At 39.2% G+C, this 23,018-nt stretch carries 18 protein-coding genes, 1 riboswitch and 1 other annotated feature; of the genes, 7 read left to right on the forward strand and 11 right to left on the reverse strand.

The window, feature by feature from the left end:
* The first annotated feature begins 101 nt into the window (after nucleotides 1-101).
* The 3 genes from mgtE to E2K98_RS25920 all read left to right on the forward strand — a co-directional run bounded on the left by mgtE (nucleotide 102) and on the right by E2K98_RS25920 (nucleotide 3,487).
* Nucleotides 102-1,460 (forward strand): magnesium transporter, encoded by a 1,359-nt coding sequence (mgtE, locus tag E2K98_RS25910; RefSeq protein ID WP_133339302.1) that lies wholly within the window; start codon nucleotides 102-104, stop codon nucleotides 1,458-1,460.
* 128 nt (nucleotides 1,461-1,588) lie between these two features.
* The gene (locus E2K98_RS25915; RefSeq protein ID WP_133339304.1) at nucleotides 1,589-2,770 is read left to right on the forward strand and encodes an FtsW/RodA/SpoVE family cell cycle protein; all 1,182 of its coding nucleotides are present in this window, start codon (nucleotides 1,589-1,591) and stop codon (nucleotides 2,768-2,770) included.
* A 120-nt stretch (nucleotides 2,771-2,890) separates the two neighbouring features.
* Nucleotides 2,891-3,487, forward strand: a complete 597-nt coding sequence (locus tag E2K98_RS25920; RefSeq protein WP_208025425.1) for a DedA family protein — start codon at nucleotides 2,891-2,893, stop codon at nucleotides 3,485-3,487.
* Between the two features lie 301 nt (nucleotides 3,488-3,788).
* On the opposite strand, the gene E2K98_RS25925 is transcribed toward E2K98_RS25920, so the two are convergent.
* The 5 genes from E2K98_RS25925 to argS all read right to left on the reverse strand — a co-directional run bounded on the left by E2K98_RS25925 (nucleotide 3,789) and on the right by argS (nucleotide 9,287).
* Nucleotides 3,789-4,112 carry a hypothetical protein gene (locus E2K98_RS25925; RefSeq protein ID WP_133339308.1) on the reverse strand — a complete coding sequence of 108 codons (324 nt, stop codon included), beginning with the start codon at nucleotides 4,110-4,112 and terminating at the stop codon, nucleotides 3,789-3,791.
* 56 nt (nucleotides 4,113-4,168) lie between these two features.
* Nucleotides 4,169-4,307, reverse strand: a riboswitch (guanidine-I (ykkC/yxkD leader).
* 57 nt (nucleotides 4,308-4,364) lie between these two features.
* Nucleotides 4,365-6,191 (reverse strand): APC family permease, encoded by a 1,827-nt coding sequence (locus E2K98_RS25930; protein ID WP_133339310.1) that lies wholly within the window; start codon nucleotides 6,189-6,191, stop codon nucleotides 4,365-4,367.
* A gap of 235 nt (nucleotides 6,192-6,426) precedes the next feature.
* Nucleotides 6,427-6,915, reverse strand: a complete 489-nt coding sequence (locus E2K98_RS25935; protein WP_133339312.1) for a methylated-DNA--[protein]-cysteine S-methyltransferase — start codon at nucleotides 6,913-6,915, stop codon at nucleotides 6,427-6,429.
* Between the two features lie 142 nt (nucleotides 6,916-7,057).
* Nucleotides 7,058-7,522, reverse strand: coding sequence for a DinB family protein (locus tag E2K98_RS25940; protein ID WP_133339314.1), 465 nt, complete (start codon nucleotides 7,520-7,522; stop codon nucleotides 7,058-7,060).
* A gap of 70 nt (nucleotides 7,523-7,592) precedes the next feature.
* A complete protein-coding gene (gene argS, locus E2K98_RS25945; RefSeq protein WP_133339316.1) occupies nucleotides 7,593-9,287 on the reverse strand; it encodes an arginine--tRNA ligase in 1,695 nt (564 codons plus the stop codon).
* A gap of 51 nt (nucleotides 9,288-9,338) precedes the next feature.
* Nucleotides 9,339-9,550 (reverse strand) — a binding site (T-box leader).
* 105 nt (nucleotides 9,551-9,655) lie between these two features.
* Between argS and E2K98_RS25950 the strand changes: the two genes are divergently transcribed.
* The gene (locus tag E2K98_RS25950; protein ID WP_133339318.1) at nucleotides 9,656-9,910 is read left to right on the forward strand and encodes an alpha/beta-type small acid-soluble spore protein; all 255 of its coding nucleotides are present in this window, start codon (nucleotides 9,656-9,658) and stop codon (nucleotides 9,908-9,910) included.
* A 181-nt stretch (nucleotides 9,911-10,091) separates the two neighbouring features.
* Here E2K98_RS25950 and E2K98_RS25955 read toward each other — a convergent pair whose 3' ends face one another.
* The 3 genes from E2K98_RS25955 to E2K98_RS25965 form a co-directional block, all read right to left on the reverse strand.
* Complete coding sequence (locus E2K98_RS25955) at nucleotides 10,092-12,431, reverse strand: YhgE/Pip domain-containing protein (protein ID WP_133339320.1); 2,340 nt, start codon at nucleotides 12,429-12,431, stop codon at nucleotides 10,092-10,094.
* An 87-nt stretch (nucleotides 12,432-12,518) separates the two neighbouring features.
* Nucleotides 12,519-13,091: a TetR/AcrR family transcriptional regulator gene (locus E2K98_RS25960; RefSeq protein WP_133339322.1), complete on the reverse strand. Its 573-nt coding sequence runs from the start codon at nucleotides 13,089-13,091 to the stop codon at nucleotides 12,519-12,521.
* A gap of 158 nt (nucleotides 13,092-13,249) precedes the next feature.
* On the reverse strand, nucleotides 13,250-14,179 hold the full coding sequence (locus E2K98_RS25965) for a DMT family transporter (protein ID WP_133339324.1): 930 nt from the start codon (nucleotides 14,177-14,179) through the stop codon (nucleotides 13,250-13,252).
* Nucleotides 14,180-14,284: 105 nt separating this feature from the next.
* Between E2K98_RS25965 and pdxR the strand changes: the two genes are divergently transcribed.
* The 3 genes from pdxR (at nucleotide 14,285) to E2K98_RS31250 (ending at nucleotide 17,691) form a co-directional block, all read left to right on the forward strand.
* The gene (gene pdxR / locus E2K98_RS25970) at nucleotides 14,285-15,673 is read left to right on the forward strand and encodes a MocR-like pyridoxine biosynthesis transcription factor PdxR (RefSeq protein ID WP_133339326.1); all 1,389 of its coding nucleotides are present in this window, start codon (nucleotides 14,285-14,287) and stop codon (nucleotides 15,671-15,673) included.
* 143 nt (nucleotides 15,674-15,816) lie between these two features.
* Nucleotides 15,817-16,695: an alkaline phosphatase family protein gene (locus tag E2K98_RS25975; protein ID WP_133339328.1), complete on the forward strand. Its 879-nt coding sequence runs from the start codon at nucleotides 15,817-15,819 to the stop codon at nucleotides 16,693-16,695.
* An 825-nt stretch (nucleotides 16,696-17,520) separates the two neighbouring features.
* Nucleotides 17,521-17,691, forward strand: coding sequence for a hypothetical protein (locus E2K98_RS31250; RefSeq protein WP_165976390.1), 171 nt, complete (start codon nucleotides 17,521-17,523; stop codon nucleotides 17,689-17,691).
* A gap of 39 nt (nucleotides 17,692-17,730) precedes the next feature.
* Here E2K98_RS31250 and E2K98_RS25980 read toward each other — a convergent pair whose 3' ends face one another.
* The 3 genes from E2K98_RS25980 to E2K98_RS25990 form a co-directional block, all read right to left on the reverse strand.
* Nucleotides 17,731-18,873 (reverse strand): mannitol-1-phosphate 5-dehydrogenase, encoded by a 1,143-nt coding sequence (locus E2K98_RS25980; protein ID WP_133339330.1) that lies wholly within the window; start codon nucleotides 18,871-18,873, stop codon nucleotides 17,731-17,733.
* Nucleotides 18,874-18,878: 5 nt separating this feature from the next.
* Nucleotides 18,879-20,969: a BglG family transcription antiterminator gene (locus E2K98_RS25985; RefSeq protein ID WP_133339332.1), complete on the reverse strand. Its 2,091-nt coding sequence runs from the start codon at nucleotides 20,967-20,969 to the stop codon at nucleotides 18,879-18,881.
* A gap of 73 nt (nucleotides 20,970-21,042) precedes the next feature.
* Entirely contained in the window at nucleotides 21,043-22,953 is a 1,911-nt protein-coding gene (locus tag E2K98_RS25990; RefSeq protein ID WP_133339334.1) for a PTS mannitol transporter subunit IICBA, read from the reverse strand.
* Between the last annotated feature and the right edge of the window lie 65 nt (nucleotides 22,954-23,018).

A 23,018-nucleotide genomic window follows, 5' to 3' on the forward strand; every position in this document is an offset into this window, starting at 1 on the left:
TCAATGGATTCTTATTTATTAACATATACTAGTAAAGATTCGAAAAAACATTTCCGTCTCCCCTGTTATCAAACCTGCGGGGTAGAAAGGAGCTTTAATCCATGATTAAGAATATGACTCAGGCTGAGATTAGCCTTCATATTATTAAAGTTTTAAAAGAAAATAAAAAAGCTGAATTTGAAGCGATTCTTGAGGAATTGCAGCCCTATGATATTGCGAAAATTTATGAGGGATTACCGGAGAAGCATAAAGCTAAGTTTCTCTTATTTCTTAAAAATGATCTTCTCGCTGACCTAATGGAAGAGCTTGATAAGGATGAACAGCTCGAGGTATTAAATAAGCTTGGAATTGAAAAGTCGAGCAAGATTCTTGATTTAATGGATAATGACGACCTTGCCTTACTATTACATGAACTATCCCCAGAAAAGATGGATTCGCTTTTGTCCGGAATGAAGGCGGAGGAATCTACCGCTGTTAAAGACATCCTAAATTATCCGCCGGAAACAGCAGGTAGAATCATGACAAATCGGTTTGTCTGGATTCGAAATTATTTTTCTGTCAGGGAGGCCGTCGATAAATTAAAGATTTTCGCAGAATTTGCTGAAACCATTAATTATTTATATGTGATTGATGAAGAGCGCAAACTGGTTGGCGTTGTTTCCTATCGTGATTTATTATTGGCTGATATGGATGAAAAGATCAATGACATTATGTATGAACGGGTTATTTCTGTTCTAGTGGCGACTGACCAGGAAGTAGTGGCCAGAACAGCAGAACGTTATGACTTCTTAGCCATTCCTGTTGTGGATGATAAAAATGTCCTCGTTGGGATTGTGACGGTCGATGACATTATCGATGTTGTGATAAGAGAAGCAAATGAAGATATTGAAAAACTATCTGCTTCGGGGAAAGCGATTGACTTTGATACAAAAATTTTTGTTGCTGCTGCACGAAGATTACCATGGTTAATTTTACTTTTATTTATCGGTCTCATTTCCGGAAGGATCATCTCAAGCTTTGAAGATACGTTAAAACAAGTGGTTGCATTAGCCTTTTTTATGCCGATGATTGCTGGCATGACTGGAAACACTGGGACACAATCCCTAGCGGTTGTCGTTCGCGGACTAATCTCCCATGATATTGATAAAGGAGTGGTTACCCGGCTGATTGCTCGTGAGTTTGGGGTTGGGATTACGATTGGGGTTACCTGCGCTGTGCTAATCTCAGTTATTGCCTACATCTGGCAGGGGAATATGATACTTGGTGCGGTGGTGGGCTGCTCCCTCTTTTTCACACTTATAATCGGAACGCTGGCAGGAACCATCATTCCTCTAATTTTATACCGCTTTAATGTTGACCCTGCCGTTGCATCCGGCCCGCTGATCACCACCTTAAATGATATCTTTTCCTTAATGACCTACTTTGGTATCGCATCAATGTTTTTGCATTACCTCATCTAAGTTTTTTGAAACCATCAACCTGTTTCATCCGTCTTATATTTTGAAATATTTCCCTTACTTTCTATTGTGAGGAAACTCTTTCTTTGCTAGCATGAAAGTAACAAATGCAAATATAACGGGTGTGACATATGGATTATTTTTCGAAAAAACCGGACCGGTTTGATTGGACATTAACGTTAATTTTATTTCTGTTTTTCCTGATTAGCTGCGCCTCCATCTACAGTGCTCAAGGTGCCGCACAGTATGATGAAAATTTCTTAATCAAACAAGTCTTTTGGTATGTAGTGGGGGCAGCGATTATTTCTGTTGCCATTCTAATCGATGGCTATCAATATAAACGGCTTGCATGGTATCTCTATGGCTTTGGCCTATTATTGCTGATTGCGATCATTGTTGCACCGACAAGCATTGCTCCCTATCGAAACGGTGCGAAAAGCTGGTTTATTATTCATGGGCTCGGCATTCAGCCTTCGGAATTTGTAAAAACTTTTTTGATTCTTGCCTTAAGCCGGGTCATTACCCAGCATCAAGAAAAGTTTAAGGGAAAATCCCTTAAATTAGACTTCTTGTTACTTTTAAAATTGGGGATTACTACAGCAGTACCACTCGGGCTGATTATGCTTCAGCCTGACTTAGGAACCGGTCTTGTGATTTTATCGATTCTTACTGGCCTTATTTTAGTCTCAGGAATCTCATGGAAAATCATATTACCGATATACGGATCTGGGGCAGGCCTTGGAGCAGCCATTCTTTATCTCGTCGTTCAAAAACCAGAACTGCTTGTAAAATATTTAAATGTGAAAACCTATCAATTTGAACGGATCTATTCCTGGCTTGACCCGGTTAACCATAAAAGTGATTCCGGCTACCATCTAATGAAATCATTAACGGCGATTGGCTCAGGTCTGATAACGGGAAAAGGTTTTGATAAAGGTGAAGTTTACATTCCTGAGGGCCATACCGATTTCATCTTTAGTATTATTGGCGAAGAATACGGCTTTGTCGGCGGCAGTATCGTGGTAGGACTATTCTTCCTGTTGATTTACCATTTAATCAAAACATCCTTAGATACAAATGACCCGTTTAATATTTATGTCTGCATAGGAGTCATCAGCGTAATTACATTCCACGTCTTTCAAAATATTGGCATGACCATCCAAGTTCTGCCGATTACCGGCATTCCGCTTCCCTTCATCAGCTATGGAGGAAGCTCTTTAATGGGGAATATGTTTGCAATGGGCTTGGTCTATAGCATCCGTTACCATCATCGGACCTATATGTTTTCTTCCGGTGCATCAGTTGATTCCTAAAGGCAGCGACTTTACGCTGTCTTTTTCATTTATTTAGGAATGAATGTTAAATTGGTACCATATTTATTTCTTTATAGGACAATCTGGTTTAAACTATAAACATTACAATAGCGAAGGTGAATTATGAAGGATTTTATTTTCTCAATTTTAATGTTTCTATCACAGTTAGGCTATCTCGGAATTGCTTTAGGTTTAATGATTGAAATTATCCCAAGTGAGATTGTCTTGGGTTATGGCGGATATATGATTGCACAAGGCCATTTGAACTTTTTAGGAGCGGTCATTGCTGGAACCATTGGTGGAACGATAGCCCAGCTCTTTTTATATTGGGCAGGTTATTACGGCGGCCGTCCTTTCCTTGAAAAGTACGGTAAATATGTGTTAATTAAAAAGAGCCACATCGATGTTGCTGAAAGTTGGTTTCAAAAGTATGGGGCTGGTGTCATTTTTTCTGCACGCTTTATCCCCGTTGTCAGACATGCCATTTCCATTCCAGCAGGAATAGCGAAAATGCCTGTCAGCAAATTTACCCTTTACACCGTTGCGGCGGTATTGCCGTGGACCGTCTTATTTCTGTACTTAGGAAAGGTACTGAAGGAAAATTGGTCTCATATTAAAGAATATGCACAGCCCTATGTGCTTCCAATTATTATCACAGCAATTGTTTTAGCCGCCATTTACTTTATTATCAAAAAAACAAAGAAAACCACCAAATGATGACTTGGTGGTTTTTTCTGACCGCCGAAAATCTTTCGGTAGCCGTTTATTTTGTTTGCGCTCTTTAACGATTCAATGCATTAATTTAGTGCAAAATAATTAGTTCGGTCTGTGCAACAAGTCTGTTGATTTCCGCTCCAGGCACTCCCCGCGGAAAGCGAGTGACCGGAGCGGAAATCAACAGGCCCTATTACAGGGACTATCGAGAAAATTCGTATTTAGATTTAACAAAGAAAAAAATTGCCGAGAAAAATATCCTTTCTCGACAACCTAGAAGACCACCAAATGGTCTTTATCTAATCTATGAACCCCGACGCTTTGAAAATTTTGCTTGTGCCCAGGCATCGAGTTTTTTGACATGGCCCTTTCCAAGGGTAAATCCATATAGGATAAGCAGCACAATAATTAAGGTAAACAGATCAACTTTCCTTGTTGCAATAAAGTTGATAATTCCCATTAATACTTGCGGGATCACTCCAGTCAACGCGAATAATACCGTTGCCACCTTAAACCAGAAACTGGATTGCAGACCGTACCTGGCATACAACAAGAAAAAGGTCGATGACCACGCCAGTACCTCAAGACTTACCAAAATCACCCATTTATTCTCTAATAAAAAATCCATTCCCCTATCTCCCTTCTAAAAAATAAAAAAGCCCGGAAAAATATCGTTTCCGACATTTCTCCCAGGCTTTTATCCCTCCGTGTACACCATAAGAAAAGCACAAGCACCTTGGTCAGGCACAACCTTCTTAAACGGTGCGTTTTCTCTCGGACCAGACTAGCTTGAATAAGCCACGGAACCCTAGAAAACCTTTTCCGATATGATTTGTAACCTATTTTAACACAAAAACCCAAAACCAGATACTTCCAAATTTTACTTTTTGAAATGATATGGCAGGGTCGCCACAATCACTTTCTTTTTATAAAGCAGATAGGCACGTATTAATAAACTAGATTGGTTGTGCAATATATTGTGCCAGCTTTTTTTCGTAATAAATTGCGGAATTAATACGGTAACACGGTAATTATTTTCACTTGCCTTGTGTTCCACTGTATCAATAAATTTACTTAACGGATGCAGAATGCTTCGATAATGAGATTGTAAGGTGACAAGCCGGACATCCGGCTGCCATTTTTGCCATTTTTCCTCAAAGCGTTTTTCATCCTCACGATCAAAGGAAACATACACTGCAAAGATTTGGTCTGTTAACGACTTTGCATAATTAATTGAATTTTCTACAACCCGGGTAACCCCTGCCACCGGAACAATAATAACGTTCCCCTCAATCGGTATTGCAGGCTGCTGGTTATAGACACGTAATTGCTCCCCGACAGCTTCATAATGCTTATTAATCCGGTGAAATAGGAGCACAATCAGCGGCAAGAAGATAAATACAAACCAAACTTGCCCGAGCTTTGTAATAAAGAAAATCAGTAAAACAGTTAATGTAATTAAAGCACCAATCAAATTGGCAGTTAGCTTCGCCACCCAGCCAGCCGGCTTTTCGCGGACCCATTTAATAATCATCCCAGTCTGCGACAAAGTAAATGGAATAAAAACACCTACCGCATAAAGGGGAATTAAATGTTCAGTTTGCCCATGAAAGGTAATAATCAATAAAATGGATGCTATACCTAAGGAAACAATCCCATTAGAATACCCTAGACGGTCACCGCGAATCGTAAACATCCTTGGCATATATTTATCTTTTGCCAGGTTATAGGCTAACTGTGGGAAAGCAGAAAAGCCTGTATTAGCTGCTAAAACGAGGATCAGTGCAGTCGTACCCTGTACAAAAAAGTAAAGATAATTTCGCCCAAAGGTTTCTTTCGTAATTTGTGAAACAACGGTTTCCTCCACTTTTGGAGCAATCCCATAATAATAGGCTAAAAAAGTAATCCCTGAAAATAAAACGGCGAGCAACGATCCCATTAAAATAAGCGTTTTTGCCGCATTATTAGGAGCGGGATCCTTGAAATTTGGTATCGCATTGGAAATTGCCTCGACACCTGTTAACGCTGAACATCCTGACGCAAATGCTCTTAGTAATAAGAATAACGTAATTCCTTGTACCGGCGCGCCAATCGGAGCATGATGAACGGTTGGAGAAACATTTCCGGTTATTATTTTGAAAATCCCGACAACAATCAAAACAACAAGGGCAAAGACAAATAAATAGACAGGATAGGCTAAAATGGAAGCCGACTCCGTCAAGCCACGAAGATTTAAGATGGTAATCAATACAACCAACACACAAGCAATTGAGACGGTGTGTGGATGAAGTACTGGAAATGCGGATGTTATTGCATCAGTTCCAGCTGAAACACTTACAGCTACTGTCAATATGTAATCAACCAGCAGGGATCCCCCGGCGATTAACCCCGCATTCTCACCTAAGTTTTCCTTCGAAACCAAATAGGCGCCTCCACCCTGTGGGTAGCTAAATATAATTTGTCGATAAGAAATGATAAGTGCAGCTAATAAAAATAATACGCCTACTGCAATTGGAATCGAGTACCAAAAAGCTATAACACTAATGGTCGCCAAAACAAGAAGAATTTGCTCTGTTCCGTATGCAACAGAGGATAGTGCATCGGAAGAAAGAATGGCTAACGCCTTAAATATATTTAACTTTTGTTCGCCCAATGCCGCTGATTTTAACGGCCGGCCAATTAAAAATCTCTTGATAGAAGAGAGCAAGTGATTCACCCACCAGACTTGAAGTAGAGTTACCGATTGATTTTAACACAAGAGGATAGTGAATATGAAGTATTTTCTTTTCGACAAAGTCACTGAATAGATTCCAATTAACCTAAAAAAACTGTTATTGTAACCTTAGTGTTGTCGAAAAATATTAATTTATTAGGAATTATGGTTTAAAAGAAAAAAAGCTGCTGAAAGGGATTTATTTAATCCTCCAGACAACCTTTTCAATCTACATTTTGACTCCCTCAACTTCAAGGAGCTTTCTTTTAATCGGGGTGTTGCTCCCCGCATATCCAACTAAACTCCCATTCTTGCCAATTACCCTATGGCAGGGAATAATAATCGGAATTTGATTTGTCCGATTTGCTTGACCAACAGCCCTGACAGCTTTGGGATTCCCAATCATTTCAGCCACATCCGCATAGCTTCTAATTTCTCCAAACGGAATGGATTGGAGCGCTTCCCAAACCTTTTTACGAAAATCCGTACCTTCAACCGAAAGGGTCAGCTCAAATTGTTGACGATAGCCTTGAAAATACTCATCTAATTGTTTTACCGCTTCACCGCAAAGCTCCAAATCTTCTTTTAATGTAGGGTTTTCTTTTTGATAGTTCTGCCAGTCCTCTTCAAACATCTCAATTCTTTTAACACCTTTTTCATCTGCAATCACATAAAGCTTCCCTATCGGCGATTCGTAAGCTGCATAACCTAGTCTCAATTCAATCACTCCAGATAAGATACATCTATTTCTATCCATTATACAATGGATTTAAATTCCCTATACGATACTTTTGTAGCAGAGGAAATGAAAAAACGTTCCTACATAAGTAGAAACGATCTTTCAATTACCTGTTTTTCTTTTATTTACTTGCTGCTTCAATAACTCGCTTCATAGCTTGTATTTGCCCCAAATGATTGGCCTCATGGAAGGTCGCAAAATTAGCAATTTCACCGAATGATTCTAAACCAAGGAATGGGGTTGCAAGTCGTTCATTTAAGCTTTCAGCCGGAACCTCTTTAATACGATTGATTTGCTCTTTTAACTGGCTTGTTAATTCTGCTATGGACGGAACAGCACCCTGCCAATCAGCAGGTTTCGTGCCAGTTGCAAATAACGTCATATAATTCTCCGGCAGGTTAGTTGATTTTTTAGGGAACCCAAACATAAACTGCTCTGCTACCGTTAACACATGCCCAATATGCCAATGAATGGTGTTATTAAAACCTTCCGGCTGTATATCCACAATCGCTTCATCTATAGCATCAATATTTTTAAGAAAAAAGTTTCTCGTTACCTTAAAATGCTTGAATAATAATTCACTCATACCCTAGCCTCCTCGATTTTGGTCGATTCTATTTTAACCCAAAATCATCCAACTTTGAAAATCAAATGACTTACATTTCATCAGGTGCCTCAACACCTAATAGTCGTAAACCTTCTTTCAGAACGACCGTAACCGAATAAACAAGGGCTAAACGTGCTTGCTTCTCATTATTGTCCTCTAGAATTTTTACTTCTCCATAATACTTATTAAAAGCTTGGGCTAGGTCGACTACATATTTAGCGACTTGGGAAGGATCGTACTGGTTAAATGCTCTTTTGATGGCATTTGGGAACTCCATGAGCATAGTAATAACCTTCCATTCTTTTTCCCAAGAATAATCGATTCTGCTTGGCTGCCAATCGGCGGACCAATTTCCTTTTCGTAAAATGGAGCAGGCCCGAGCATGCGTATATTGAACATATGGTCCCGTTTCTCCCTCAAAACGAAGCATTTCTTCTAATGAAAACTCAATATCATTCATTCTGAAATTCTTTAAGTCGTGGAAAATAACCGCTCCCACACCAACTTGTTTCGCAACTATGTCCTTGTTCTCTAGATTTGGATTTTTCTCTTCAATATTATGACGCGCCATTGAAATCGACTCATCTAAAACCTCTTCTAATAAAACAACTTTTCCTTTTCTAGTAGACATTTTCTTTCCGTCTTTTAACATCATGCCAAATGGAATATGGACCATATTCTTTGCCCAGTCATACCCCAGTTTTCCTAAAACAGCTTTAAGTTGTTTAAAATGGAGACTTTGCTCATTCCCGACAACATATAAAGACTTATCAAAATGATAGGTTTCGTGGCGATAAAGAGCAGCAGCTAAATCACGGGTAGCATACAGCGTGGCCCCGTCTGACTTTTTAATCAGACATGGGGGCAGTTCTTCTTCGGTTAATTCCACCACTTGAGCCTGATCTGATTCTACCAGCAATTGTTGTTCCTCAAGCAGCTTTACAACACGGTCCATTTTATCATTATAAAAAGCCTCACCGTTAAAGGAGTCAAACGCAACGTTCATTAAATCATAGATTCTAGAGAATTCTTTTAGAGACTCGTCGCGGAACCATTGCCATAACTCATGCGCTTCCTTGTCACCATCTTCAAGCTTTTTAAACCAGCTTCTACCTTGGTCAACAAGGGATGGATCTTTCTCTGCCTCATCATGGAACCTAATATAAAGAGTCAATAACTCCTTAATCGGGTTTTGCTTTACCTTCTCCGCTTCTCCCCAAAGCTTATAAGCAGTAATTAATTTACCAAACTGTGTACCCCAGTCACCGAGGTGATTGATTTTCACTGGCTTATAATCGCATTTTTCAAGAATAAGGGCAAGCGAATTCCCAATAACGGTAGAGCGCAAGTGGCCCATTGAGAACGGTTTGGCGATATTTGGAGAGGACATATCAATCGGTACTTTTCCGCCATTTCCTATCGCCTGCATACCATAACGGCTTTCTAGCGTGCCGATTTCCTTAATCACTTGTTCAGAAACCTGTTGTTTATTTAAAAATATGTTTAGATAGGCGCCAATTACTTCAATTTTTTCAAAAAGTGGCGATTGAATTGTACTGCTTAGTTCCTGGGCTATTTGATTTGGTGACTTTCGTTTAACTTTTGCTAGTGTAAAGCATGGAAATGCCAAATCGCCATGTTCTTGGTTTTTTGGCTTTTCAATAAGTTGTTCGAGATCCTGAACTGAAATTTCTCCCTTTAGCGACTCAAAAAGTATTTCGGCAAGCTCTTTCTTAAAATTCACTTTAAAACCTCCAATAATTTTTATCCCAAATAAAAAACTCCCGCCTCTAAAAAAAGAGACGAGAGTTATCCCGCGGTACCACTCTAATTGTTCACAAAGAACCAGCTTACGCTTAGTAACGGAGTATTCTCCGGCATATCCTACTATTACTTCGGACGGCATCTCGAAAGTGCGCTTCATTATCTTCTCTTGGTTTCAGGCTCCCACCGCCCCTGAATCGCTTTGACCTCACAGATAACTACTCTCTTTGTCATTGATTTTCGATGTTAATTACCAGATATTATACTGGAACATTAGGGATTTTTCCAGTGGTTCTTTAGTAATTTTCCTTATAAGAGGAAATCCTAACGGAAAGGAGGGATTTTTTCATGGCTAGAAAAAATAACAAAATTCTCGTCCCGGGAGCAAGGGCCGAACTGGATGAATTAAAAGCCAGAGTTGTCAATGCCAAGAGCCCTGAGGATGCCAAATTTGAAGCGGCAGAAGAGACGGGTGTACCGTTAAAGAAAGGATATAACGGCCAGCTAACCTCCGAGCAAGCAGGAAAAGTCGGCGGCAGACTAGGCGGCAGCATGGTTCGTGAACTCGTAAAAATGGCACAGCAGAACCTTGGAAAAAAATAAACACATGTATAGAATACGATTGCTTAAATCACCGATTTTAATAGGCAATACTCTCTTCGCAGATAAAAGTGAGGTTTATGCAGATAAATCACTAGGCATCGCAGATAAAACCTAAACTATCGCAGATAAATGCTTTATAAACCACAAAGGGGGTGCCCCATATATAGGGCACCCCCTCTCATCACGCTTCCTGATGCTGTACATTTTGCCGTTTAAATTTAACAACAAAAAATGTAAGGGTTGCTGCAAGGAAAGCAATAAAGAAAATTGAAATAAACTCGATATTTTCCCACATAAAACTAAAATCGCCTGTAGAAATAATCGCCCTGAATCCTGCAATGGAGTATGTCATTGGCAGGAAGTGATTAATTTTTTGCAGAATCCTTGGAACCAATTCAATTGGATAGGTTCCGGCGCTGCTCGTTAATTGCAAGATTAAAATAATAACTGCAAGGAAGCGCCCCGGATTATCCAATACCGTTACAAGGAATTGAATAATCGCTAAAAACGTCCAGCTTGTAAAAATACTCATCATAATGAAGAACGGAACACTTTTAACCTCTAATCCAAGCCCCGCAAGAAGGACAATATCCGCAAGCAGTGCCTGCCCTACCCCGATGATTAACAAAATCCCTAATTTACCGGCAAACCAGCTAAAGCCGCTTTTCGGTTTCCTTGCAGGTTCAAACATTGGGAAGATAATCGATAACATTAAAGCCCCAACAAACAAGCTTAATGATAAGAAGTAAGGTGTAAAACCGGTACCATAGTCAGGAACATGGTTCATACGATCCTCTTTCAGTTTTACCGGTTTAGCAAACATATTATAAACACTATTGTTCGCTTTTACATCACTTGCATCTTTGGCTCCATCCTGCAATTTATTTTTTAATTCCTTTGAACCATCTGCAAGCTTTTCCATCCCACCTGTTAAATCATTAGAACCACTGGCAAGTTTGAACATACCGCTGTTTAAGCTTTTTGTGCCATCATATAATTGGCCAGTTCCTTCCGATAATTGCTTGGAACCTTCGGCAAGCTTATTCGTTCCATCTTGAAGCTTCGTTGAACCTGCAGCTAATTCATTTAGACCGGAAGAGAGATTGCTGCTTCCGTCTGTTATTTGGCTGAATCCTTTCTTCGCTTCATCCAATTTATCACCAAAGGTACCCAAACCTTTTGCCAATTGATTCTGCCCAGCTTCAAGTTGTTTCGCACCGGCAGACAATTGATTAACCCCTTCAGCAAGTTGATTTTGCCCGTTGTTCAATTTACCTGCACCAGCTGCCAACTGATCTGATGCCTGTTTTAACAGTGTTGTATTTTCAGAAAGAGCCCCTATACCGGACGTAACCTTCTGATTTCCCTCTGATAATTTTTTCAAATTCCCTTTTAAGCCTTCAAGTTTTGCCTTTTCAACCGGGTCATTTGTTTGTTCTTCCATTTGAGCTACAAAATCGATGGTTTGCTGTAATCCTGTACTAACATCAGCAGAACCTGTTTTCGCATCTTCTGCCCCGGCTTTCCATTTTTCCATGGAAGAGGAAAGTTTCGTTGCGCCATCGGCCAACTGCTGTGAACCTTTTTGCAGATCTGGAATGTTCGAAGCTGCTGAATCAAGCCCGTCTGATAATTGTTTTGCACCTGCCTGGGACTTTTTCGCTCCATTCAATAATTGATCATTTCCATCCTGCATTTGACTAAGCCCAGCATCAAACTGCTGAAGCCCGCTTTGAAGGTCCTTCGATCCAGATGATGCAGATTGTACCCCCTGTGAAAAGGTAAGGGAGTTTTTTGCAAGTATTTGTAAATTTTGTTCAATCTTATTTGCCCCGCTGTTAACCGACACTGCACCATTGGTTAATTTAGCAGCCCCGTTTTTTGCTGACCCTATCCCTGAATTCAACTCTCCGGCGCCATCTTTGGCTGTGTTTATACCTTTATGAAGGTCCTTCGCGCCATCGCTTGCCTTTTTTAATCCTTTAGCTACATCTTTGATTTGATCAAACATGGATTCGGCATAAGTTTCTGTGACAGCACCTGCCACCTCTTCTTTTATCTTTTCAATTGCCGAATCACCAATTTTAGATGAAAGATAGTTCGTTCCCTCATTCGGAGTATAAATAAGATCTAACTTTTTCGGATGATTGCTTTGTAGAGTTGTAGCATTTTTTGAAAAATCTTTTGGAATTTCGATTTTGATATAATAATCCTGTTTTTCCAAGCCTATATTTGCTTGTTTTTCACTTACAAATTTCCAGTTAAAGCTTTTCTTATCCTTTAACTTCTCTACTAAGTCATTACCAATTTCAAGCTTATCCCCATTATATACCGCACCTTTGTCATGATTGACAACAGCTACCGGCATTCGGTCTACATGGCCGTATGGGTTCCAAAACGCCCATAAGAACGTCCCACTGTAAAGCAATGGAATCGTCATGACGCCAATAATGGCAATTAGCAGTTTACGGTTATGGATAATCCCCAAAAGCTCGCTTTTCAAAGATGAGAAAGCTTTCATATCGTACCTCCTATTTGGACAAAATCCATTTTATAATTTTTGACTAAAATCCCCAATTGGTCACTCTTGAGTAAATAAAGAAGATTATCAAATTGATAATCCTTTTAATAAAAAGACCTTCATGAGCTCTGCAATTCGCTCTGAACTTAATGGTTCATGATTTTTTTCCCAATCAGAAACAAGGGCAATGTACATTTTTAAAAGCAGAAAGCTGGTCATTTCTGGGTCAGCTGCGGGAATAGCCCCCTTAGTAATGGCAATTTCAATTTTTTGCTTTAAGTAAGCAATAATTTCATCTTCCACATGCTGCAGCATTTCAGAGACCGCCAATGTTCCCATTTCCTTTTCTTCTTGAATCAATTTAATCATAAGCTGGTGCTGTGAGCGGAATTCTAATAAACGGTAAAGGGCCCGATGGACGTTCTCTGTAAAGGGCATCCCCGGCTCGATTACATCTTCTGCCTCGTCAATCATCTCTTTGACTAATGAAGAAACAATTTCTTCAAACAGCTCTTCTTTGTTTTTGAAGAAAGTATAGATGGTACCTTTCCCAACATTCGCAAGTCTCGCCACTTGATCCATCGTCGTTGCTTTATAGCCAAATAAGGAAAAAGACTTCGTTGCCGCTTCAACAATCATCTTTCTACGATCTATTGCCATACGAACCCCCTTTGACCGTTTTGGTTTTTTAGTCATTTTTTTAACAAGGTTAAATATATCATAATTAACAAGACGATTCAATATAAAAACAAGGCCTCTTTTTAAAAAAAGAGACCGATTTTTATTTCTTAATATGTGATTCTAGTTAAAAATCATACTCAGGACACTCGTTCCCTTGCTACACCCGGTTTAAATTCTTTCTCAGGAATGGTTAATAAAATAACCGCAACAATAATGAACACTCCACCCAACAATTGATATGCTCCAAACGATTCCTTTAACCAAGCGATAGAAAGGATGGCAGTCACAAGTGGTTCGATACTCGATAAAAGCCCTGTTTCGATGGCCGTTAAATATTTTAAGCTTCCAATATAGAGTAAAAAAGAAATCGTTCCACTTAAAAGAATAATAATAAGCATCGAAAATGTACTGATTGTCAATGTCTGAGCCACGTGATGAAAACTAAATTGCCTTTTTAATGACCACAGTATCACTCCGCCAAGCAGCATTCCCCAGCCAACAATTTGTAAGGTTCCCCATTGTTTAATCAAAGACTTAGGATGCAGCGTATAAAAAGCAAAGGTGACCGCTGTTAAAATCCCATAAAGAATAGCTCGTTTCGATAAAATAACATTTTCAATTGAGCCATTTGTAATCAAATAAAATGTCCCCAACACTGCAGCAACCACTGCCAATAATTGCATTGGTGCCGGAAGTTTCTTTTTCCGGGCAGCAACATAAATCGTTATGATGATGGGACCAAGAAATTGAAATAATGTAGCCGTAACCGCGTTACTCTTGTCAAGCGTTTCAATAAATGTATATTGACCGGCAAGCATCCCTATCACAGCAAAAATACATAATTGAACCCAATCCTTCGGATGCTTCCAAATTTCAAAGATATTGTGTTTAGTGAAAAGCAAAAATCCTAAAATCGTAATACCAGCAAACAGTAGCCGGACAACCAAATAATCTCCTGATGAAAGGTCTGTACGATTAAAAAGCCATTGGATCATTGGACCAGATAAACCCCAAAGGGTTGCGCCACAAATAATCATCATCAGACCAAGGTGTCTTGATGGTTTCATAAATTCTTCCTCCAGTATCGATTCATCTTGAACATAGTGGTATTATATAAAATATCTGATACTACAAGAAGTATCAGATTTAAAAAAATGGAGGGGGCCAGTTTTTTGTTGGAATTCACGCCAAATCTTAACGCTCATCATAACGAGCCATTATATTTGCAGTTATATAACTATATTAAAAAAGAAATAAAAACAGGGAACCTACCAACAAACACGAAGCTTCCCTCAAAGCGCAAACTTTCAACGTATTTACAAATTAGCCAGAATACAATCGAAGCAGCTTATGGTCAGCTTTTGGCTGAAGGCTACATTGAGGCAATGCCTAGACGGGGATACTTTGTTTGTGAACTGGAACAAGCGAATTTCATGATTAAGCGGGATGTTCAATTTGTGGAGGAAAAAAAACACAAGGAGCAGTTTTTTGCTTATGATTTCACCTATGCAGGTGTGGATGCAGGATCGTTCCCTTTTGGAGTGTATCGGAAAATTACCAACGAAGTTCTACGCATAGAAAATGAACAAGTACTTTCCCTTGGACATCCACAGGGCGATTTCGGGCTCCGTGAAACGATTGCAAAATATTTATTTGAATCACGCGGGGTTCATTGCTCGCCAAGCCAAATAATCCTAGGCGCGGGGACACCCTACTTATTAAGCCTTTTATTCAAGCTGTTACAAGGAAGTAAATTCGCTGTGGAAGATCCCGGATATCATCAGAGGCTTTTTCTCCACGGGCAAAATATCGTCGATGTTCAATTGATTCCTCTCAATCAAGGTGGAATCATCCTATCCAACTTGGAACAAAGCGGAGCAAATATTGTCTGTGTCTCACCGTCTCACCAATTTCCTTGCGGGATGATCATGCCGATTTCACGACGAATGCAGCTTTTAAACTGGGCCGAAAAGGAAGAGAGCCGTTTCATTATTGAGGATGATTATGACAGTGAATTCCGATATAGCGGAAAACCGATTCCTGCCCTTCAAGGAATTGATAAGTATGAAAAAGTCATTTATATGAGCACCTTTTCCAAAGCCCTGCTCCCTTCAATACGATTAAGCTATATGGTTTTACCACCGCCATTAATTAAAAAGTATCAAGATGAATTATTTTTCTATACCCAAACGGTATCAAGGATTGATCAAGAGGTCTTAACACGATTTATGCAACAGGGTTATTGGGAAAAGCATATTCAAAAAGTAAGGGTTGTCTATCAAAAAAAGCGGGATTGGCTGATTTCAACGATTTCGGACTATTTTCCCAAAACCGCAGACATCATTGGTCAAGACTCGGGACTACATATCTTAATACGACCCAATAATGGTTTGAACGAGCAGGAACTGATAGATAAAGCTGCAGAATTTAGTATTAAAGTGTATCCGGTCTCCCCTTATGGAAAAAACGATGATCAAACTGTCTTACTCGGTTTTGCCACTTTGATCGAAGAAGAAATGGTTAAGGCCGTTCAGTTACTTGCGAAGGCTTGGTTTTATTGATTCTTTTTGATTAAACAAGTCCATAGTAAGAGAGTTTTTCCGAATGTTGGTTAAAATGAGATAGACCATGTATAACTGTTGAATTATTGTGGCATGGGTGTCCCTCTTTTCCTAAAAAATTCAAAAGAAAGAAGGCGGTTGATATGTTTAGAAAGTGGGGAATGTTCCTTTTATTAATCGTCCCTATTTTAAGTGCTTGTGCTTCAAATCAGCCTAAGGATCAGGCACCAGCTGAGAAGAAGATTTCTGTAGCAGGGAAGCTTCCAAAAATTGATCATATCGTTATTGTGATTGAGGAAAATCGCTCACAAAAAGTAATTCAAGGGAACCCATCGGCTTCCTATATCAATTCATTAATGAAGCAGGGCGCAAACTTAACGAATTTTCATGCCACCTTGCACCCGAGTCAACCCAACTATTTGAACTTATTCTCCGGTTCCAATCAAGGTGTTTTAGATGACGGAGTTCCTAAAGGGAAATTTTCTACAGATAATTTGGCAAGCGAGCTGATTGCGAAAAATTATACATTTGCAGGCTATTCCGAGGACATGCCTTCGGTTGGCTTCAATGGGGCATCGTCTGGTCCTAGCGGTTATGCCCGCAAGCATAATCCATGGGTAAACTTCACCAATGTGCCAAAAGAAGTAAATCAGCCACTGACCAGCTTTCCAAAGGATTTTGCTAAACTGCCGACGGTTTCGTTTGTCATACCAAGTCTTAGAAACGATATGCATGATGGTACGATTAAGGAAGGAGACGATTGGCTGAAGGCACAGATTGATCCATATGTCCAATGGTCGAAGACTCATAACAGTTTATTAATTGTGACCTGGGACGAAGATGATTTTTCACAGGACAACAAAATCCCAACCTTTCTTGTCGGCCCAATGGTAAAAACAGGAGAGTTTAATGAAAAGTTAAATCACTTTAATCTTTTAAGGACCATTGAGGATCTTTACGGATTAGCCCATGCGGGGCAAAGTAAGACGGCCGAGCCTATTAGGAGTATATGGGTTCGTTAAAGAGTAGATGTCAATGGTGCCTCTGTTGTTTGTTTTAGACTATCATGGGTACTGTGAAATCTTTACAGTGCCCGCTATTCTGCTTTTTTCTTCTATACCTCAAGATTGGTCCACGCGTTTCAACCTATTTCGTTTACCAACCGGTTCTGGCTCTTTACCTACCAGTTTGCAAGTTTACATTCCGGTTCTCCCTTTTTACCCACCTCTTTTCGCCTTTTACCTTTCACTTCTCATTTAAGCTACTGAAATTCAGGTATTCTTCTTTGAAAATTACCTTTTTAAAAGAAGAATTACCATTTTCAGTAAATTCACGTCTCTAGATAGTCCACAAATTCAACCTACTTTCATTTACCAACCGGTTTTGGCTCTATACCCACCACTTTTGCCAGTTTACAATCCGGTTTCTCTTTTTACCCACCTCTTTTCGCCTTTTACCTTCCACTTCTCATTTAAGCTACTGAAATTCAGGTATTCTTCTTTGAAAATTACCTTTTCAAAAGAAAAATTACCATTTTCAGTAAATTCACATCTCTAAACGGTCCACAAATTCAACCTAATTTCATTTCCAACCGGTTTTGGCTCTTTACCCACCAGTTTGCAAGTTTACATTCCGGTTCTCCCTTTTTATCCACCACTTCTCATTTAGTTATAAATAAAAAACACTATTCAGATAACAGGAATAGTGTTTCCACAAAAAGACCAGCTCATTTTCACTATTTGTAATATATTAGACATAATAATCCCCCCTTTTTGTGATTTATATCACATAGAAACTAGGAAAAATCACTTAAAATGATGTCAAGTTAAATCAAAGGGGGAATTAAAATGTTTGCTGCTTGGTTAATAACAATAAGTGTATTTTTAATTTGCATTTATGCAACAAATATCATTATGAACGGATTAAAAGAAAAAGACCAATACGATTTAGCTATTTTACATTCTCAACTTGAAAATCTAACGATAGATCATAAAAGAATGGCAAAAAAAGTATCATAATAGTAAAAACAGCTTCAAATGAAGCTGTTTTTTAATACTTTATCTTTTTAAATCATGATAATGTCTAATCACTTCTTGAGTAAGCTCGCTATTTTCATCCAAGCCGCTTACTTCCTTAAGGACAACAGCCAATCCACTCTCATTAATCATCGCTTGCAGTTTTACCGCTTCCTCATCTTCTTGGTAATCAAAAAGTAATGCGGAAGCGATAGCTTTAGCAAGGTTCGTGTGTGAAAGGCCCGCTTTTGCCGCTTCCGTAGCAGGTCGTACGAGGCGGTCATTTGGCCCTAGTTTACGCAAAGGAGAGCGGCCCACCCTTGTCACTGCATCATTCAAATAGGTATTTTTAAAACGATTAATAATCTTATTAATATATTGCTGGTGATCATCTGAATTTAAACCATACTGATTAATTAAATAAGCCCCGGTTTCGCCAAGAGTGGCTTGAACCTGTTGGACAATGGCTTCATCTGCTAATGCTTCATCAATGGTTGCTTTCTTTTCCAAATAACCAAGATAAGCAATGACCGCATGTCCTGTATTCACGGTAAAAAGCTTTCTCTCAATAAAAGGAGCAAGATCAGAGACAATCTTCATCCCTTCAACCGAAGGGATACTTTCATTTGTTTCCACTACCCATTCATAGTATGGCTCTACAAGAACATCAAGTGACCCTTGATTATTTTGAATCGGAACAATTCGATCAACTGCGGAATTAAAGAAAGAAACTTTATCTGCTAACTTTGTTTTTGTCTCATCATCTAAGTGTTCAAAAATATAACCCTTTAATAAATCTGTAGCAGATATTTGATTTTCACATGCAATAATATATAATCTTTCATTGTTCGCTTTCACTCTTTGAGTTAAGCCCTTGGCAATTAACGGAGCAATCCGAGGCAGAATATTGGGGCCAATGGCGGTTGTAAGGTATACAGCCTTGCCAATCGCTTCTACTACTTCGTCTTCCTGTGTCATATTATTAAGCCCGGAAACGTTCGTAATTGTCATACTCTCCTGCTGGTCCTGTGCCAATTTAACTTGATACTGCTTTTCTTCATTTAATTGGTTAATAATTTGATCTGCAATATCAACAAAGGTAACATGATAGCCGGACTGTGAAAACAGAGCACCAATAAATCCTCTGCCAATATTCCCTGCTCCAAAATGGACTGCTAGTTTCATTTTTATCATTCCTTTATAATATTTGTTTGAAGATAATCCAAAAAGATTGCCTCTAATCTAGTCCGAATCATCTCTTCATTCGATGATGAAAAAATTAAGATTGCCTCATTATTCTCAATTAAGCTTGTGCTAATCAGGCTTACTATTTCCTGCTCCCTTACACTTAATTCCTCAGGAGCCAGCATGAGCAGTAAATTCTTCATGTACATATCATTTCCATCCATACCTTTAACGGGTATAGGCTGCTTTAAATGGGTGATTTGAAAAATAAGCTTTTTGACATTCTCATTTCTGCAATGGAAAAGCGCCATCCCCGTATCGGGTATTCCAAGTCCGCCTTTTTCTTCTCGTTCCTTTAATGAACTCATAACATCATCCGCATTTGTTAAAAGTCCCTTATTCTCCGCCAACTTGACCATCTCTTTTAATATTTGCTCATGACCGCTGAGAATAGGAAGCCGGTAAACACAAAAATTGTTTAAAACCGCCTGAATACTCTGATGGACATCCTGAAGTTCCTGTAAAATTCCTGAAATTGTGACACCCGTTTTGTTGGAGGAAGGGGCTGATTTTTGCAATGCCTTTAAATAACTCTTTTTTTCCGTGATATTCTTAATGTTATTTTTTAAAAAATTCTTGATTGTCTCGATATTCTCTTCGCTTAAGAGTGGGGAGACAATCATATATTCCAATTTTGTAAACGGAAGCTTTACTGTAGATATAATCAAATCATAACTACTGAAGTTTTCTTGCTGCTGCATTTCTTTAATCGATTTAATTTCAATCGTATCAATCCCGGCAATTTCCTTCTTAATTCGACTTGCCAGCATTTTAGACGTCCCAATACCCGTTGGACAAACAACCAAGGCCTTAATCGTAATATCCTCTTCCTTCATCACCAAGGCAGAACCAAAATGAAGAACAATAAAGGCAATTTCATCCTCAGGAAAAGCTTTAATCTCTTTAAAGTAGGTTTCCACACTATTTTTCACAGCCATAAACAGAACAGGATACTTCCGTTTGATTTCCTCTTTTAGCGGGTTAAATGACCCCATTTTCTGTTGAAGCCGGAATAGCGAAGGCTCCATATGGGCAAGCAATCCTTGATGTAAGGAAAAATCCTTCGTTAAATCAACATGAAGTTGAGAAGAAACATGTTGAATCAGATTTTTAATTTTTTTGCTAAGAACCACACTATCATAGGGAAGAATGTCTGCTGCCTGGAGTTTAGAACCTTTTAGGATTCCCGCCAAAAATAAAATATCGTTTTTCTTAAATTGAAAGGAGAATAATGATTCAAGTTCCCGGAGGATTTCGGAAATCAGGTTATATTCTTTTGTTAGTTCGTTAGCGAACTCCCCCTCTTCTTCCAAGAAAAAGAAAGCCTCTGCTCTTTGCAGCGTGATACAAATATGAACAATTAAACCAATATAATCACTATCAGCAAGCCTTTGCTGGAATTTGCTAAAAACAGTATTAACTACCCTATCAATCGCAAGTAAGTAATTGGGGTGAAAATAATATAAAATAAGATCCTGATGTGATTCTCCATTTTCTAACAAAAATAAACCCTCTATTAGTTCCTCGTTAAAATGAAGCAGCATAAAACTTGCCAAAGCTTTTCGCTTGGAGGATTCAGTGCCTATAAGTTCAACACCTACGCCTCTTTTTCGAGTTAGCTGGATATTAAAATTGCCGAGCCAGCCTGTCAGTTCATCCAGGTAAGCTGTTAATGTCGCAGCACTAACGCCGAGATCAATGGACAAAGCCTGAATTTTATAGGATTCTTCCTGAATTAATGCGATGAGCAAAAGCAACTCTTTTTCCTGAGGAGTTTGATCGATTGGATCGATTCCCATTAAATATTGAATTAATCGAAAAACTTGTTCGTTCTTTCCCTCAACCACCAAGCCTTTATCCGTATTTCGGACTAACTGAAGGTCAAAGGAGTCAAGGACTTTCTCAATAGACTTTAAATTACGCTGGATGGTTCGAACACTAACATTTAAATATGTAGCAAGGGTTAATGCTGTATGCTTCCCAGATGTTTTGATAATTAATTCAATAATTTCTTTTTCCCTTGTAGTTATGTACATGCTACCAACTCATTTCTGGTGATGTAACACGAATAGAAAAGCAAATTTTCTACTTTTCTATTCGTAAACTACTCTATTGATTTTTATCATTTAAAATATCTATGATTTCCTTTGCCGACTTGGCTTCTACTAATTTTTCAATATTGGCCATGTCAGAGCAAGTAACTGCAATACCTGATAAGATTTCAAGATGTGTACCATCTTTCCCAGCAATACCGAAAATCAACCGCACTTTTTGTCCATCGAAGTCAACCCCGTTCGGAACCTGTAAAACAGTAAATCCAGAATTCAGGACATCCTTTTTTGCTTCTTCCGTACCGTGTGGAATCGCAACATCATTTCCCATATAGGTAGATGTCATTTCATCACGGGCGATCATGGCATCAATATAGCTTTCCTTTACATAGCCTGCTTTAACTAATGCTCTACCTGCAAAGCGAATGGCCTCTTCTTTTGTAGCGAATTCCTGATTTAAAAATATATTTTCTTCACGAAGTAATGAATCCTGGGCATCATTGCCACCATTTGGTACATTGTCTTCCGCGTCTTCAACTATTTCCTGAAGTTCCGCTGTTTCAGGGTTTTTCAATCGGTTCATTAAATGATCGTATTCCGGGCTTGATAAGAAATTATCAACCGAAATATGATAAGCATTCGGCACTTGTTTCAGAGCTCTTGGTGTCAACTCTTCCTGCGTAATAACAATTTGTGCATCAGATGGCAGGTTGCTAATCGCTGTATTAGTTACAGAAATATTCAACCCTGCTTCTTTCACTTTTTTACGAAGAAGAGAAGCTCCCATTGCACTTGAACCCATTCCCGCATCACAGGCAAAAATAATTTTGCTGACGTTTTCCGGGAAGGTACCAGGATTTGATGCAAAAACATTGGCGACAGAACTTTTCTTCCCTTTCATTTCTTGCATTTTTCTCGCTGCTTCTTCAATGTCTTCATCTGTTTCCTTCCCAGTTTTTACGATAAACGATGAAACTACAAAGGAGACAATACCAGCTACGAGCACACCCGCGAAGTTAGCAATATATGCACTTGCATGATGGGGAGTAACAGCGGTGATAGCGATAATACTTCCCGGTGATGCAGGAGCGAATAATCCTCCGCCTAAAAGCACCTCTGTAAATACGCCGCTCATCCCCCCAAGAATAACGGCAATAAACAACATTGGGCGCATTAAAACATAAGGGAAGTAAATTTCATGAATACCGCCAAAGAATTGAATAATCGCCGCACCTGGGGCTGATCTTCTGGCCGTACCTTTTCCAAAAATAATATAGGCTAACAGGACACCAATACCAGGTCCTGGGTTGGCTTCAAGAAGGAATAAAATCGATTTTCCTGCTGTTTTAGCTTGTTCAACACCAATTGGCGAAAGGACGCCGTGGTTAATAGCATTATTTAAGAACAAAATCTTTGCTGGTTCGATAATGATACTTGTAAGCGGCAATAACCCTGTGCTTACGAGCCAATCGACCCCTTTTACAAGCCAGCCTGTAAATACGTCAACGGCAGGACCGATTGCCAAAAAGGCTAGAATAGCCAACAATCCTCCAAGTATCCCAGCGGAGAAGTTATTCACAAGCATTTCAAAACCAGCTTTGACTTTCCCTTCGATCCACTGGTCAAATTTCTTGATTACATAACCGCCAAGCGGTCCCATGATCATGGCGCCGAGGAACATCGGAATGTCAGCGCCAACAATGACACCCATTGTGGCAATCGCACCAACGACCGCACCACGTTGATCATGAACTAACTTACCACCCGTGTATCCGATTAATAACGGAAGGAGGTACGTAATCATCGGGCCAACCATTTTGGCAAGGCTTTCATTTGGAGTAAACCCGGTAGGAATGAATAGTGCTGTAATTAAACCCCAAGCAATGAAAGCTGAGATATTCGGCATGACCATTGAACTTAGGAAGTTACCGAACTTTTGGACAGCTACTTTTATATTAGATTGAGCCATATGCTCTCTTCCCTTCATTAGTTTTGTACATAGTCAATGGTAAAGGACAGAGCACCCTCATTCAA

Source organism: Bacillus salipaludis (assembly GCF_004358205.1).

Bases quoted from the DNA above. Each gene is read 5' to 3' on its own strand.
- E2K98_RS25925 (WP_133339308.1), bottom strand. From the start codon at position 4,112: ATGGATTTTTTATTAGAGAATAAATGGGTGATTTTGGTAAGTCTTGAG.
- E2K98_RS25965 (WP_133339324.1), bottom strand. From the start codon at position 14,179: ATGAAACCATCAAGACACCTTGGTCTGATGATGATTATTTGTGGCGCA.
- mgtE (WP_133339302.1), top strand. From the start codon at position 102: ATGATTAAGAATATGACTCAGGCTGAGATTAGCCTTCATATTATTAAA.
- E2K98_RS25975 (WP_133339328.1), top strand. From the start codon at position 15,817: ATGTTTAGAAAGTGGGGAATGTTCCTTTTATTAATCGTCCCTATTTTA.
- E2K98_RS25990 (WP_133339334.1), bottom strand. From the start codon at position 22,953: ATGGCTCAATCTAATATAAAAGTAGCTGTCCAAAAGTTCGGTAACTTC.
- E2K98_RS25940 (WP_133339314.1), bottom strand. From the start codon at position 7,522: ATGAGTGAATTATTATTCAAGCATTTTAAGGTAACGAGAAACTTTTTT.
- E2K98_RS25955 (WP_133339320.1), bottom strand. From the start codon at position 12,431: ATGAAAGCTTTCTCATCTTTGAAAAGCGAGCTTTTGGGGATTATCCAT.
- E2K98_RS25985 (WP_133339332.1), bottom strand. From the start codon at position 20,969: ATGTACATAACTACAAGGGAAAAAGAAATTATTGAATTAATTATCAAA.
- E2K98_RS25915 (WP_133339304.1), top strand. From the start codon at position 1,589: ATGGATTATTTTTCGAAAAAACCGGACCGGTTTGATTGGACATTAACG.
- E2K98_RS31250 (WP_165976390.1), top strand. From the start codon at position 17,521: ATGTTTGCTGCTTGGTTAATAACAATAAGTGTATTTTTAATTTGCATT.
- E2K98_RS25980 (WP_133339330.1), bottom strand. From the start codon at position 18,873: ATGAAACTAGCAGTCCATTTTGGAGCAGGGAATATTGGCAGAGGATTT.
- E2K98_RS25950 (WP_133339318.1), top strand. From the start codon at position 9,656: ATGGCTAGAAAAAATAACAAAATTCTCGTCCCGGGAGCAAGGGCCGAA.
- E2K98_RS25960 (WP_133339322.1), bottom strand. From the start codon at position 13,091: ATGGCAATAGATCGTAGAAAGATGATTGTTGAAGCGGCAACGAAGTCT.